This is a genomic window from Rathayibacter sp. PhB151, from assembly GCF_004366415.1.
GTDB lineage: Bacteria > Actinomycetota > Actinomycetes > Actinomycetales > Microbacteriaceae > Rathayibacter > Rathayibacter festucae.
This window is the reverse complement of the sequence record NZ_SOEN01000007.1, coordinates 1,014,715-1,028,379: the sequence shown is the minus strand read 5'-3', so window position 1 is coordinate 1,028,379 and position 13,665 is coordinate 1,014,715. Positions and strand designations below refer to the sequence as shown.

Sequence of the window (13,665 nt, the reverse complement as noted above, 5' to 3'; positions counted from 1 at the left end):
TGCCTCGCGCTTGGCGCGGGCGGAGGGAGTGGTCTCGTCGCGGCGACAGGCTCGGGTCTGGCGGGCGCTCCGTAGGAGCGCGGGAAGGCGCCGCGACGAGACCACTCCCTCCGCCCCTCACCAGCAGTCCCGCGTATACAGCGGACAGAACACAGGGCGTCGCGATTCCCCGGGGGTTCGCAGGCGCCGTTATACTCGTCGAGGCGTGCAACGCGCCAGAACTTCGAAAGGTACCGCGTGGACATCCTCCAGGTCGTGCTCCAGGTCGTCCTGGGCATCACGAGCCTCCTGCTCACCATGCTGATCCTGCTCCACAAGGGGCGCGGCGGCGGACTGTCCGACATGTTCGGCGGTGGAGTCACCTCGAACCTCGGTGCCTCGGGCGTCGCAGAGCGCAACCTGAACCGCATCACCGTGATCCTCGGCCTCGTCTGGCTGGCGTGCATCGTGGTGCTCGGTCTTCTCACCAAGTTCGACACCGGAGCATAGGGGTAAACGGAATGGCATCAGGCGGCAGTGCAATCCGCGGTTCGCGCGTCGGCGCGGGACCCATGGGCGAGCAGGACCGGGGCTACCACGCCGAGCGCGTCGCGGTCTCCTACTGGGACGCCCTCGGCAACGAGACGGTGCGCCACTTCTCGGCGGCCCTCCCCGAGGACGAGATCCCCGAGGTGATCGACTCCCCGCAGTCCGGTCTCCCCGCCGGGCGCGACCGGGCGAACCCGCCGCAGGTCGCGAAGTCGGAGCCCTACAAGACGCACCTCGCGTACGTGAAGGAGCGCCGCACCGAGGCCGAGGCCGCTCAGCTCCTCGAGGAGGCGCTGCAGCAACTGCGCGCCCGCCGGGGCACCGCGACCCCCTCCTGAGCACCGCCGGCCGCAGGGCCGGTGCAACGACGAAGGGCCCGTCCTCCAGTGGAGGCGGGCCCTTCGTCGTTCCCGGACGAGCCGGGGGAGAGCTCAGTAGCTCGGCGCGATCAGCGACTCCGGCACCTCGGCCGCGGCCTCCTGGTCGACGAAGAACACCGTGCGCTTGCGGCCGAACGCGCCGGCTGCCGGCACCTCGTTCGTGCTCGCGCCCGCGAGGGCGAGGCCGAGCGCGGAGGCCTTGTCGGCGCCGGCGAGGACCATCCAGATCCGGTCGGACTGGTTGATCAGCGGCAGGGTGAGCGTGAGGCGCTCGGGCGGCGGCTTCGGGGAGTTGCGGACCGCCAGCACTCCCGGCTGCGGGTGGCGGATGGCCGAGCGCTCCGGGAAGAGCGAGGCGATGTGGCCGTCGGGGCCGACGCCGAGGAAGGTGATGTCGAAGCGCGGGTAGTCGCGCCCCTCCGTCGCGTGCGCGCGGAGCTCGGCATCGTACGCCGCGGCCGCGCCGTCGAGGTCGAGGCCCTCGTCGGACGCGGGGTAGGAGTGCACGTTCTCGGTCGGCACCTCGAGACGCTCGAAGAGGTCGCCCGCCTGCACGTCGTTGCGGTCCTCGTGGCCGCGGGGCACCCAGCGCTCATCGCCCCACCAGAAGTGCACGCGGGTCCAGTCGACATTGCCCGCGGCGGAGGAGCCGCCGATCTCCTTGAGAGTCGCCGCCCCCATCGTCCCGCCGGTGAGGACCACGTTCGCCGTGCCCAGGTCGTCGAGGATGTCGATCGTCTTCGTCAGGAAGCGCGCGGCGACCGAGCCTGCGAGGGTCTGCTTGTCTCGGTGGACGAGCACACGGCGGTCAGTGGTCATCGGGGTCTCCTTCGGGTCGGTCGCCATCGGCGGATGGCCGTCTCCCCGGCCGCCGCGCCTGGCGTGCAGGTCGCGGCGGCCGGGGAGTGTGGCGGTGTCAGGACGCGCTGCGAGCGTCGTTCTTCTCGGTGAGCATGTCCACACCGCGCGAGATCACTTCACCGTACAGGTCATCCGGGTCGAGCCTGCGCAGCTCCTCCGCCAGGCAGTCGCGGAGGCTCCGGCGCGGCAGGGAGATGTCGTGGACGGGCTGGTCCGGCTGCGTCAGCGTCGCGACGTTCGGGATCGAGCGTTCGAGCTCGATCACGCCGGATTCGCGGAAGAGGCGCACCCCGTGGATCCCGCTGGACCCGGTCGCACTGATGGTGAGCTCGTGGTCGACGGGGATGTCGAGCTCGAGCTGCAGCCAGGCGGCGAGCAGGATCGTCGAGGGGGAGTCGGGCGCACCGGAGACCTCGACGGCCGTGATCGGCTCGTACGGCGGCTGGTCGAGCACCGCGGCGAGCTGGGCGCGCCACAGGGTGAGGCGCGTCCAGGCGAAGTCGGTGTCGCCGGGGGCGTAGGTCGAGGCCAGGTGGTGCAGAGCCTCGGCCGGGTTGGACTGCGCGGAGGCGTCGGTGATCCGGCGCGTCGCGATGCGGCCGATCGGCGACTTCGAGGCGCTGTCGGGCGCGCTGTTCGGCCACCAGGCGACCACGGGCGCGTCGGGGAGCAGGAGCCCGGTGACCAGGCTCTCCTCGTCCGTCGCGGCGTCGCCGAACGGGCGGAGCACGACGACCTCGCTCGCACCGGCGTCGCCACCCACGCGGATCTGCGCGTCGACGCGCGGGGTGGCGTCGACGGGGACCGTGGTCAGGCCGTCGTCCTTCGAGACGACGATGACGCGCATCGGGTGCTCGCGGGACGCGTCGTTGGCGGCGTCGATCGCCTCCTCCTCGTGACCCCGGGAGGTCGCGATGATGAGGGTGAGCACGCGGCCGAGGGCGACGGCGCCGCCCTCCTCGCGGATCTTGACGAGGGTCTTCGAGACCTCGCTCGTCGTGGTGTCGGGCAGATCGACGATCACGGGCGCCTCCAGGTGCGGCCGTCGCGAGCGAGGAGCTCGTCGGCGGATTCGGGGCCCCAGGTTCCGGGGCGGTACTGCTCGGGCTGGCCCTGCGTGGCCCAGTACTCCTCGATCGGGTCGAGGATCTTCCAGGAGAGCTCGACCTCCTCGTGCCGCGGGAAGAGCGGCGGCTCGCCGAGGAGGACGTCGAGGATCAGACGCTCGTAGGCCTCGGGGCTCGCCTCGGTGAAGGCGTGTCCGTAGCCGAAGTCCATCGTGACGTCGCGGACCTGCATGCCCGCGCCGGGCACCTTCGAGCCGAAGCGCATGGTGACGCCCTCGTCGGGCTGCACGCGGATGACCAGGGCGTTCTGCCCGAGCGAGGTGGTCTGGCTCTCGGCGAAGAGCTGCTGCGGCGCGCGCTTGAAGACCACGGCGATCTCCGTGACGCGGCGGCCCAGGCGCTTGCCCGCGCGCAGGTAGAACGGCACGCCGGCCCAGCGGCGGGTGCCGATGTCCAGGCGCATCGCGGCGAAGGTCTCGGTCGTCGAGGTCGGGCTCATGCCGTCCTCCTCGAGGAAGCCGAGCACCTTCTCGCCGCCCTGCCAGCCGCCGGAGTACTGCCCGCGGGCGGTGACGGTCGAGAGGTCCTTCGGCAGCCGGACGGCCGCGAGGACCTTCTCCTTCTCGGCGCGGAGGTCCGCGGCGTCGAACGAGATCGGCTCCTCCATCGCCGTGAGGGCGAGCAGCTGGAGCAGGTGGTTCTGGATGACGTCGCGCGCGGCGCCGATGCCGTCGTAGTAGCCGGCGCGGCCGCCCACTCCGATGTCCTCGGCCATGGTGATCTGCACGTGGTCGACGTAGTTCGAGTTCCAGAGCGGCTCGTACATCATGTTGGCGAAGCGCAGCGCCAGGATGTTCTGCACCGTCTCCTTGCCGAGGTAGTGGTCGATGCGGAAGACGGAGTCCGGCGGGAAGACCGACTCGACGACGGCGTTGAGCTCGCGTGCGGTCTTCAGGTCGCTGCCGAAGGGCTTCTCGATGACGACGCGGCGCCACTGGCCGTCCTTCTGCTCCGCGAGGCCCGAGTTGCGCAGCTGCTCGGTGACCTGGGGGAAGGACTTGGGCGGGATCGAGAGGTAGAAGGCGAAGTTGCCGTTCGTGCCGCGCTCGCGGTCGAGCTCGTCGACCGTCGTCTTCAGGCGGCTGAACGCCTCGGGGTCGTCGAACTCGCCCTGCACGAAGCGGATGCCCTGCGCGAGCTGGGTCCAGACCTCCTCGTGGAACTCGGTGCGCGCGTGCTTCTTGACGGAGTCGTGCACGACCTTCTCGAAGTCCTGGTCGTCCCAGTCGCGCCGGGCGAAGCCGACGAGCGCGAATCCGGGCGGCAGCAGGCCGCGGTTGGCGAGGTCGTAGACCGCCGGCATGAGCTTCTTGCGGGAGAGATCGCCGGTGACGCCGAAGATGACGAGGCCGCTCGGCCCCGCGATCCGGTTCAGCCGTCGGTCGAAGCTCAACCGCAGCGGGTTGAACTCGGGAGTGATGTCCACAGACATGTGCAGTGTCCTTCTGTGTGCCGCGGGCCGGCGGAGCCGGCGCCTCGGCGCACTGCTATCGGTGACGGAGGGGGAGTGGTGACGCCTGCCCGCTCCGCTGAGGGCTTGCGAGCGCGGTCGGGGCGGACCGCGCGGACGACCGCGGGCGCGGCGTCCCGCCCCCCGGAGGAGGTCGGGACGCCGCGCCCGGCGGATCAGGTGTTGAGCGCCTCGAAGAGGGCCTCGAGGTCGGCCTCGGGGTCCGTCAGGGTCAGCGTCAGGACCGGGCGGCCGTGCTCGGCGAGCACGCTCGCGTCGCCCGCGGCCTGGGCCTGGATCAGCTGGCCGAAGGTGAACGGGCTCTCGGGGATCTCGAGATCCGTGCTCGCGCGCTCGGCGATCTGGAGGAAGACGCCGGTCGGCGCTCCGCCCTTGTGGTACTGACCGGTCGAGTGCAGGAAGCGCGGGCCCCAGCCGAAGGTCACCGGACGCTTCGACTGCGCGGCGAGGAGGTCGCGGACGCCCTCCAGCTGCGGCAGCGCGAGGCGGTCGACGTAGGCCTGGATCGACACGTAGCCGCCCTCGCCCAGCTGGGCGAGGAGGCGGTCGACGGCGGCGGCGATGGTCGAGACGCCCTCGGTGACGTTCGACGTGCCGGTCACCTCGATGCCCGCGTCCGTGAAGGCCGGGGTCGCCGGCTCCGGGCGCTTCTCGAGCAGGGCCCGGGTCGCGACCTTCGCCGACTCGACGTCGGGCTGGTCGAACGGGTTGATCCCGAGCAGGCGCCCGGCGACCGCGACCGCGTACTCCCAGGTCAGCATCTGCGCGCCGAGCGAGCCGGACAGGAGGATCTCGCCCTCGTGCCGGTCGCGCGGGAACAGGTGCAGCGCGCTCGCGTCCTCGACCAGGCGGACGACCTGCACGTCGGCGAGGTCCTCCGACAGCTCGGGGGCGAGGGTGCCGAGGACGACGGGGAGGATGCCCGTGCCGTCCTTGCCGGTGGACTCGGCGATGAGCTGCTCGGCCCAGTCGGCGAAGCCCACGATGTGCGTGCCGTCGGCCACGATCGCGAGCTTGTCGCGGCGGGGGCTGGTGGCGGCGATCGCGGCGCCGAGGAGCAGACCCGGGTTCTCCGGGGTGTCCACGGCCAGGCCGAGGGACGCCTCCGCCGCCTCGTCGAGGAGGGCCTCGATGTCGGCGCCGGCGAGTCCGGACGGCACGAGGCCGAACGCGGAGAGCGCCGAGAAGCGGCCGCCGATGTTCGGGTCGGCGTTGAAGACCCGGTAGCCGGCCTCGCGCGAGGACGAGTCGAGCGGCGAGCCGGGGTCGGTCACGATGACGATGCGGTCGAGCGGGTCGATGCCGGCCTCGGTGAACGCCTTCTCGTAAGCCTTCTTCTGGCTGGCGGTCTCGACCGTCGAGCCGGACTTCGACGAGATGACGACCGCGGTCGACGCGAGGCGGTCGTTCAGGGCCGCGAGGACCTGCCCGGGCGCGGTGGAATCGAGCACGGTGAGCTCGACGCCGGCGGTCCGGGTGATGACCTCGGGCGCGAGCGAGGAGCCGCCCATGCCGCCGAGCACGATGTGGTCGATGCCCTTGGCCTGGAACTCCTCGCGGAGCGCCAGGATCTCGGGGATCAGCGGGCGGGAGACGGTGGTCGACTCGGTCCAGCCGAGGCGCTTCGCCGACTCCTCCTCGGCCGCCGCACCCCAGAGGGTGGGGACCTGGGCGGTGATGCCCGAGGCGACCTCGTCGGCGACGAGCTCCGGCACGACGCGGTCGGCGGCCTTCTCGGCGTCGCCGCTGAGGTGGATCTGGATCGTCATGCTCAGGCCTTCGCCTTCGCGCCCTCGAGCGCGGCGGTGACGGTGTCGAGCAGCTCGTTCCAGGAGACGACGAACTTCTCGACGCCCTCCTTCTCGAGCAGCTCGGTGACCTCGGCGTAGGAGACGCCCTGCGCGGCGACGGCGTCGAGGACGGCGTTGGCGTCGGCGTAGGAGCCGGTCACCGTGTCGCCGGCGATGACGCCGTGGTCGAAGGTCGCCTCGAGGGTCTTCTCGGGCATCGTGTTGACGACGCCCGCCGCGACCAGCTCGGTCACGTAGAGGGTGTCGGGGAGGTCGGTCGACTTGACGCCGGTCGAAGCCCACAGCGGACGCTGGCGGTTGGCGCCGGACTCCTGCAGGAGCAGCGCGCGCTCGGTGGCGAACGCCTCGACGAAGACCTCGTAGGCGAGCTGCGCGTTGGCGACGCCGGCCTTGCTCTTCAGCGCGAGGGCCTCGTCGGTGCCGACGGCCTCGAGGCGCTTGTCGATCTCGGTGTCGACGCGCGACACGAAGAACGAGGCGACGGAGTGGATGGTCGACAGGTCGATGCCGGCGTCCTTGGCCTTCTCGAGGCCGGCCAGGTACGCGTTGATGACGGCGCGGTAGCGGGCGAGCGAGAAGATCAGCGTGACGTTGACCGAGATGCCGGAGCCGATGGCCTCGGTGATGGCCTCGAGGCCCTCGACGGTCGCGGGGATCTTGATCATCGCGTTCGGGCGGTCGACCTTGGCCCAGAGGGCCTTGGCCTGCTCGATGGTGCCCTGCGCGTCGTGCGCGAGGCCCGGCTCGACCTCGATCGAGACGCGGCCGTCGTAGCCGTTGGTCGCGTCGTAGATCGGGCGGAAGACGTCGGAGGCGGCGGCGACGTCGTCGGTGGTGATCGCGAAGACCGCGTCGGTCACCGAGGTGTCGGCGGCGGCGAGCTCCTCGACCTGCTCGTCGTAGGACTCGCCCTTGGCGAGGGCCGCGGCGAAGATCGTGGGGTTGGTGGTGACTCCGACGACGTTCTTCTCGTCGATGAGCTTCTGCAGCCCGCCGCTCGAGATGCGCGAGCGCGACAGGTCGTCGAGCCAGATGCTGACGCCGGCGGCGGAGAGGTCTGCGGTGGGGGTGTTCTCGGTCATGTCTCTTCTTCTCGTTCGATGGTGCGGGTCGGTGGGGAGTCGTGGGCCCGACGGCGAAGGCCGCGCCCGGGTGGACGCGGCCTTCGTGGTCAGGACGCCGCGAGCGACTCCTTGGCGGCGGTGATGGCCGCTTCGGTGGTGATCCCGAACTCGCGGAACAGGGTCTTGTAGTCGGCGGAGGCGCCGAAGTGCTCGATGGAGACCGAGCGGCCGGCGTCGCCGACGTACTTCTGCCAGCCGAGGCTCAGGCCGGCCTCGATCGAGACGCGCGCCTTCACGGCGGACGGCAGCACCTTCTCGCGGTACTCGGCGTCCTGCTCCTCGAACCACTCGAGCGACGGGGCCGAGACGACGCGGGCGTTGACGCCCTCGCCCTTGAGCAGCTCGCGCGCCTCGACGGCGATCTGCACCTCGGAGCCGGTGGCGATGAGGATCACGTCGGGGGTGCCGTTCGGCGCCTCGGCGAGGATGTACGCACCGCGGGCGACGTTCGACGCGTGGGCGAAGGTCTCGCCGGTGGCGTCGCCCTCTCCGCGCTCGAAGACGGGGATGTTCTGGCGGGTCAGCGCGAGGCCGGCCGGGCCCTCGCGGCGCTCCAGGATCGTCTTCCAGGCGTAGGCGACCTCGTTGGCGTCGCCGGGGCGGACGATGTCCAGTCCCGGGATCGCGCGGAGGGCCGCCAGCTGCTCGACCGGCTGGTGCGTCGGGCCGTCCTCGCCGAGGGCCACGGAGTCGTGGGTCCAGACGTAGATGGCCGGCGCCTTCATGAGCGCGGCGAGACGGACCGCCGGGCGCATGTAGTCGGAGAAGATCAGGAAGGTGCCGCCGAAGGGGCGGGTGTTGCCGTGCAGGACGATGCCGTTGAGGATCGCGCCCATGGCGTGCTCGCGGATGCCGAAGTGCAGCACGCGGCCGCCCTTCTTGCCGGTCCACTCGTGGGTCGAGAACTCGCTCGGCACGAAGGAGCCGGCGCCCTCGATGGTCGTGTTGTTCGACTCGGCGAGGTCGGCGGAACCGCCCCAGAGCTCGGGCACGACGCCGGCGAGGGCGTTGATGACCTTGCCGGACGCGGCGCGGGTCGACACCTCCTTGCCGGGCTCGAAGACGGGGAGGGCCTCCTGGACGCCCTCGGGGAGGTCGCCGCTCAGGACGCGGTCGAGCAGGACCTTCTTCTCGGGGTTCGCGGTCGCCCACGCCTCGAGCTGCTCGTTCCACTCGGCGTGCTGCGCCTGGCCGCGCTCGACGGCCTTGCGGGTGTGCTCGAGGACCTCGTCGGCGACGTCGAAGGTCTTCTCGGGGTCGAAGCCGAGCACCTCCTTGAGGCCGCGGAGCTCGTCGGCGCCGAGGGCGGAGCCGTGGATCTTGCCGGTGTTCTGCTTCTTCGGCGAGGGCCAGCCGATGATCGTGCGCAGGATGATGAGCGACGGCTTGTCGGTCTCGCCCTTGGCGGCCTCGATCGCGGCGTGCAGCTCGGCGACGTCCTCGTGGTACTCGCCGGTCTTCTTCCAGTCGACGACCTGGACCTGCCAGTCGTAGGCCTCGTAGCGGGCCTTGACGTCCTCGGTGAAGGCGATGTTGGTGTCGTCCTCGATCGAGATCTGGTTGGAGTCGTAGATGACGACGAGGTTGCCGAGCTGCTGGTGGCCGGCGAGCGAGGAGGCCTCGCTGGTGATGCCCTCCTGCAGGTCGCCGTCGCCGGCGATGACGTAGACGAAGTGGTCGAACGGCGAGGTGCCCGCGGCGGCCTCGGGGTCGAACAGGTCGCGCTCGAAGCGCGCCGCGTAGGCGAAGCCGACGGCCGAGGCGAGGCCCTGGCCGAGCGGGCCGGTGGTGATCTCGACGCCGTCGGTGTGGCCGTACTCGGGGTGGCCGGGGGTCTTCGAGCCCCAGGTGCGCAGCGCCTTGAGGTCGTCGAGCTCGAGGCCGTAGCCGCCCAGGTAGAACTGGACGTACTGCGTCAGCGAGGAGTGGCCGACGGAGAGGATGAAGCGGTCGCGCCCGATCCACGTCGCGTCGGACGGATCGCGGCGCATGACCTTCTGGAACAGGAGGTACGCGGCCGGCGCGAGGCTCATGGCGGTGCCGGGGTGGCCGTTGCCGACCTTCTCGACCGCGTCCGCGGCGAGAACCCTCGCCGTGTCGACTGCCTTCTCGTCAATGGAATCCCATTGCAGTTCTGACACTAGGTACTGACCCTTCTCGAGACGTGGGGCAGACGGGGACCGTCCGCCCTCTCGCATGGTGGAGCGCGCATGACGACTTCGACACGATGCTTCCGACGACGCCCCGTTCGGCCTCGCGCGACTGATCAGTCGGGCGGAACTCGGGTGCGGGCCGGGCGCTCTGGCGAGCAGTTCCGAGTATACGGAGGGGGGTGCGCCGGGGATCGGGGGTTGCGCCTCGCATATGTCGGCGTCCGATTGGACAAGCGTGCACTCCGGGCCCGCCCCCATCCGGCGCGCATTACACTCGTTCGGGATCATCGATCGTTAGAGGAGCAATGGACGTAGTCGCAGAGACCACCGCGATCGAGCGGGGAGGACCCGTCCGGTCGCCCCTGTCGCGCAAGGTGAGGGCGTACGTCGCGCTGACGAAGCCGCGGGTGATCGAGCTGCTGCTCGTGGTCACCGCGCCCACGATGATCCTGGCGCAGGGCGGGATCCCGAACCTGCTGCTGGTCCTCAACGTCCTCATCGGCGGGGCGCTCAGCGCCGGGTCGGCCGGCGCGTTCAACTGCTACATCGACCGCGACATCGACCGCGTGATGAAGCGGACCCGGAACCGCCCGCTCGTCACCGGCGAGGTCTCCGACCGGGAGGCCCTGGTCTTCGCGACCACCATCGGCGTGCTGTCGATCGTCTGGCTCGGCCTGACCGCCAACTGGCTGGCCGCGTCGCTCTCGCTCGCCGCGATCCTCATCTACGTGCTCTTCTACACGCTGTTCCTCAAGCGCCGCACGCCGCAGAACATCGTCTGGGGCGGCATCGCGGGCTGCATGCCCGTGCTGATCGGCTGGGCCGCGGTCACGAACTCGCTCGACTGGGCGCCGATCATCCTGTTCTCGGTGATCTTCCTCTGGACACCGCCGCACTACTGGCCGCTCTCGATGAAGTACCGCGAGGACTACCGCGCCGCCGGCGTGCCGATGCTCGCCGTCGTGCGCGGGCGCAGCATCGTCGGTCTCCAGGTCATCCTCTACGCGTGGGCCACCGTCGCGTGCTCGTTGCTGCTCATCCCCGTCGCCGGCATGGGCGTCGTCTACACGGTCGTCGCCCTCGCGAGCGGTGTCTGGTTCATCGCCGAGACGCACCGCCTCTACAGCCTCGCGATCCGTCACGAGCACGTCTCGCCGATGCGCGTCTTCCACGGCTCGATCGGATACCTCACGCTGCTGTTCCTCGCCGTCGGCATCGACCCGCTGCTGCCGTTCTGATGGTGACGCCGTTCTCGTTCCTCGCCGAGCGGGTCGTCCTGAGCCCCCGCGCCCTGCGCTGGGGGACGACGGCCGCGCTCGTCGCGAGCATCCTCATCATCTTCTTCGGCGGCGTCGTGCGCCTGACCGGCTCGGGCCTCGGCTGCCCGACCTGGCCCGCCTGCGATGCGGGCTCGCTGACCTCGACGCCGGAGCTCGGGATCCACGGCTTCATCGAGTTCACCAACCGCGCCTTCACCGGCGTGCTGATCGTCGCGGTCGGCTGGGCCATCACCGCGGCCCGGCTGCAGAAGCCGCGCGACCGCACGATGACCCGGCTGGCCTGGTCGCAGTTCTGGCTCGTGGTCGCGAACGCGCTCGCCGGCGGCGCGACCGTGCACTCGGGACTCAACCCGTACATCGTCGCGGGCCACTTCATGCTCGCGATCGCCCTGCTGACGACCACGGCGCTGACCTGGCACCGAGCGCACCGCTCGCAGTCCGTCGCGTTCGAGCCGGATGCACTCACCCGAGGGGTGAGCATCGCGCTCGTCGCGGTGACGCTGGCCGTGATCGCCGTCGGCACGCTGGTGACCGGCACCGGCCCGCACGCGGGCGACTCGGCCGAGGTGCCGCGGATGCGGTTCCACTGGGAGAGCGTCACCGTCGTGCACGGGGTCCTCGGGACGGCCACGCTCGTGCTCGGCCTCGCGCTGCTGGTGCTGCTGGCGCGCGTGCCGGGCTCCGAGTTGGCGCGGCGCCGCGTGATCACCTTCCTCGTCGTGGTGGGGGTGCAGGCGCTGGTGGGCGTCGCCCAGTCGCTCCTCGCCCTGCCGGAGGCGCTCGTCGCCGTCCACCTCCTCGGTTCCGCGTTCGTCTGGGTCGGCGCGCTGCGGGTCCTGCTCGACGTGAATCCGCGCCTCTTCACGGTGCGCGCTCAGCGTCGGCAGCCCGTCGAGGAGCTCGCGCCCGCGCTCTGACCCGGACGGCGATCGGCTCGCCGGCTGGTCCCACCCGTCCGCAGGTGGCGGCGCAGCCGGACCAGCGCGAGCGCGAGCCGCGGCAGCGGGAGGCTCCGCGCGAGCGGCTCGGCCAGCGCGCCGAAGTCGCGCGCGGAGCCCGGCTCGAGGCCGGTGCGCGCCAGCGCGAGGAGGAGGCGGGGGAGGGTCGGGATGCTGTCGTCGTTCGTCATGCGGACACTCCAGCACGGACCACAGACACGGGTGTGGTCATGCGGGTCTGGCGGCGCGGGCTCCAGTGCCCGGGCGACACCCAGGTGCAGAGGTTCCACTGGGAGCACGGCTTCCGTAGGATGAGTAGTTGGTTCAGGTTCGACGCGGGACGCGTCGGTCGCCGTGACGGCGAGACCCGGACCTCGGCCCGATGGAGCGCCACCGCAAGCCTCAGGACTTCCCGGGACGCACCGCTCCGCTCCGCCCATCGACTCGATGGCGTGGTCGGCCCGGATGTGCTCCTCGGATCCCCCTCGGGGAATGACTCCGGAACCCGACCGGTTACCAGTGGGTAGGAAACGAGGTACTTATGTCAGACATCCTGATCGACCGCCCCGAGCTCGCGAGCCTGGGCGTCTACGAGTTCGGCTGGTCCGACTCGGACTCCGCCGGCGCCTCCGCGCGCCGCGGCATCTCGCCCGAGGTCGTCTCCGACATCTCCGCGCTCAAGAACGAGCCGGCCTGGATGCGCGAGCGGCGCATGAAGGCGCTCGCCCTCTTCGAGCGCAAGCCGATGCCCACCTGGGGCGCCGACCTGTCGGACATCGACTTCGACAACATCAAGTACTTCGTCCGCTCCACCGAGAAGCAGGCGCAGACCTGGGAGGACCTCCCGGACGACATCAAGAACACGTACGAGAAGCTCGGCATCCCCGAGGCGGAGCGCCAGCGCCTCGTCGGCGGCGTGGCCGCGCAGTACGAGTCCGAGGTCGTCTACCACCAGATCCGCGAGGACCTGGAGGAGCAGGGCGTCATCTTCATGGACACCGACACCGCCCTCCGCGAGCACCCCGAGATCTTCGAGGAGTACTTCGGCACCGTCATCCCGGCCGGCGACAACAAGTTCGCCGCGCTGAACACGGCGGTCTGGTCCGGCGGCTCGTTCGTGTACGTCCCCAAGGGCGTGCGCGTCGACATCCCGCTGCAGGCCTACTTCCGGATCAACACCGAGAACATGGGCCAGTTCGAGCGGACGCTGATCATCGCGGACGAGGGCAGCTACGTCCACTACATCGAGGGCTGCACGGCGCCGATCTACAAGTCGGACTCGCTGCACTCGGCCGTCGTCGAGATCATCGTGAAGAAGAACGCCCGCGTGCGCTACACGACGATCCAGAACTGGTCGAACAACGTCTACAACCTCGTCACCAAGCGCGCGATCGCGCACGAGGGTGCGACGATGGAGTGGATCGACGGCAACATCGGCTCCAAGGTCACCATGAAGTACCCGTCGATCTTCCTGGTCGGCGAGCACGCCAAGGGGGAGACTCTCTCCGTCGCGTTCGCGGGGCCCGGCCAGCACCAGGACGCCGGCGCGAAGATGATCCACATGGCTCCGTACACGCAGTCGTCGATCGTCTCCAAGTCGATCGCCCGCGGCGGCGGCCGGGCCGGCTACCGCGGCGAGGTCCGGGTGGACGCCAACGCGCACCACTCCGCGAACACGGTGCGCTGCGACGCGCTCCTGGTCGACACGATCTCGCGCTCGGACACCTACCCGGCGATCGACATCCGCGTGGACGACGTCCAGCTCGGCCACGAGGCCACGGTCTCGAAGGTCAGCGAGGAGCAGCTCTTCTACCTGATGTCTCGCGGCATGCCGGAGGACGAGGCCATGGCGATGATCGTCCGCGGGTTCATCGAGCCGATCGCGCGCGAGCTGCCCATGGAGTACGCCCTCGAGCTCAACAAGCTCATCGAGATGGGGATGGAGGGCAGCGTCGGCTGACGCTCGCCCCACCGGCCCCGAGGCCGCCCGAG

General features: G+C 70.6%; 12 protein-coding genes. 5 read left to right on the top strand and 7 right to left on the bottom strand.

What is annotated here, in order from left to right; genetic code table 11:
- Positions 1 to 237 precede the first annotated feature (237 nt).
- The gene (gene secG, locus EDF35_RS12330; protein WP_123446270.1) at positions 238 to 489 is read left to right on the top strand and encodes a preprotein translocase subunit SecG; all 252 of its coding nucleotides are present in this window, start codon (positions 238 to 240) and stop codon (positions 487 to 489) included.
- 11 nt (positions 490 to 500) lie between these two features.
- Entirely contained in the window at positions 501 to 866 is a 366-nt protein-coding gene (locus tag EDF35_RS12325; RefSeq protein ID WP_123446271.1) for an RNA polymerase-binding protein RbpA, read from the top strand.
- 93 nt (positions 867 to 959) lie between these two features.
- Here EDF35_RS12325 and pgl read toward each other — a convergent pair whose 3' ends face one another.
- The 6 genes from pgl to tkt form a co-directional block, all read right to left on the bottom strand.
- Entirely contained in the window at positions 960 to 1,727 is a 768-nt protein-coding gene (gene pgl / locus EDF35_RS12320) for a 6-phosphogluconolactonase (protein WP_123704869.1), read from the bottom strand.
- Positions 1,728 to 1,824: 97 nt separating this feature from the next.
- Positions 1,825 to 2,793, bottom strand: coding sequence for a glucose-6-phosphate dehydrogenase assembly protein OpcA (locus tag EDF35_RS12315; RefSeq protein WP_123446272.1), 969 nt, complete (start codon positions 2,791 to 2,793; stop codon positions 1,825 to 1,827).
- Positions 2,790 to 4,328, bottom strand: coding sequence for a glucose-6-phosphate dehydrogenase (gene zwf, locus EDF35_RS12310; protein ID WP_123733088.1), 1,539 nt, complete (start codon positions 4,326 to 4,328; stop codon positions 2,790 to 2,792). The genes EDF35_RS12315 and zwf overlap by 4 nt, the downstream gene beginning before the upstream one ends.
- A gap of 194 nt (positions 4,329 to 4,522) precedes the next feature.
- The gene (locus EDF35_RS12305) at positions 4,523 to 6,136 is read right to left on the bottom strand and encodes a glucose-6-phosphate isomerase (RefSeq protein WP_123704305.1); all 1,614 of its coding nucleotides are present in this window, start codon (positions 6,134 to 6,136) and stop codon (positions 4,523 to 4,525) included.
- A 2-nt stretch (positions 6,137 to 6,138) separates the two neighbouring features.
- Entirely contained in the window at positions 6,139 to 7,260 is a 1,122-nt protein-coding gene (gene tal / locus EDF35_RS12300; protein ID WP_123446275.1) for a transaldolase, read from the bottom strand.
- A gap of 89 nt (positions 7,261 to 7,349) precedes the next feature.
- Entirely contained in the window at positions 7,350 to 9,443 is a 2,094-nt protein-coding gene (gene tkt / locus EDF35_RS12295; RefSeq protein WP_133962529.1) for a transketolase, read from the bottom strand.
- A gap of 317 nt (positions 9,444 to 9,760) precedes the next feature.
- On the opposite strand from tkt, the gene EDF35_RS12290 reads away from it, so the two are divergent.
- On the top strand, positions 9,761 to 10,693 hold the full coding sequence (locus EDF35_RS12290; protein ID WP_123704301.1) for a heme o synthase: 933 nt from the start codon (positions 9,761 to 9,763) through the stop codon (positions 10,691 to 10,693).
- Positions 10,693 to 11,652 (top strand): COX15/CtaA family protein, encoded by a 960-nt coding sequence (locus EDF35_RS12285; RefSeq protein WP_133962528.1) that lies wholly within the window; start codon positions 10,693 to 10,695, stop codon positions 11,650 to 11,652. The genes EDF35_RS12290 and EDF35_RS12285 overlap by 1 nt, the downstream gene beginning before the upstream one ends.
- Here EDF35_RS12285 and EDF35_RS12280 read toward each other — a convergent pair.
- Positions 11,610 to 11,864, bottom strand: a complete 255-nt coding sequence (locus tag EDF35_RS12280) for a hypothetical protein (protein WP_133962527.1) — start codon at positions 11,862 to 11,864, stop codon at positions 11,610 to 11,612. The genes EDF35_RS12285 and EDF35_RS12280 overlap by 43 nt on opposite strands.
- A 350-nt stretch (positions 11,865 to 12,214) precedes the next feature.
- Here EDF35_RS12280 and sufB point away from each other — a divergent pair, with 350 nt between their 5' ends.
- On the top strand, positions 12,215 to 13,633 hold the full coding sequence (gene sufB / locus EDF35_RS12275) for a Fe-S cluster assembly protein SufB (protein ID WP_123446280.1): 1,419 nt from the start codon (positions 12,215 to 12,217) through the stop codon (positions 13,631 to 13,633).
- Positions 13,634 to 13,665 lie beyond the last annotated feature (32 nt).

What these genes read in the sequence shown, in the direction of transcription:
- EDF35_RS12325 (WP_123446271.1), top strand. Translation starts at nt 501, where the DNA reads ATGGCATCAGGCGGCAGTGCAATCCGCGGTTCGCGCGTCGGCGCGGGA.
- pgl (WP_123704869.1), bottom strand. Translation starts at nt 1,727, where the DNA reads ATGACCACTGACCGCCGTGTGCTCGTCCACCGAGACAAGCAGACCCTC.
- zwf (WP_123733088.1), bottom strand. Translation starts at nt 4,328, where the DNA reads ATGTCTGTGGACATCACTCCCGAGTTCAACCCGCTGCGGTTGAGCTTC.
- EDF35_RS12305 (WP_123704305.1), bottom strand. Translation starts at nt 6,136, where the DNA reads ATGACGATCCAGATCCACCTCAGCGGCGACGCCGAGAAGGCCGCCGAC.
- tal (WP_123446275.1), bottom strand. Translation starts at nt 7,260, where the DNA reads ATGACCGAGAACACCCCCACCGCAGACCTCTCCGCCGCCGGCGTCAGC.
- EDF35_RS12290 (WP_123704301.1), top strand. Translation starts at nt 9,761, where the DNA reads ATGGACGTAGTCGCAGAGACCACCGCGATCGAGCGGGGAGGACCCGTC.
- EDF35_RS12285 (WP_133962528.1), top strand. Translation starts at nt 10,693, where the DNA reads ATGGTGACGCCGTTCTCGTTCCTCGCCGAGCGGGTCGTCCTGAGCCCC.
- EDF35_RS12280 (WP_133962527.1), bottom strand. Translation starts at nt 11,864, where the DNA reads ATGACGAACGACGACAGCATCCCGACCCTCCCCCGCCTCCTCCTCGCG.
- sufB (WP_123446280.1), top strand. Translation starts at nt 12,215, where the DNA reads ATGTCAGACATCCTGATCGACCGCCCCGAGCTCGCGAGCCTGGGCGTC.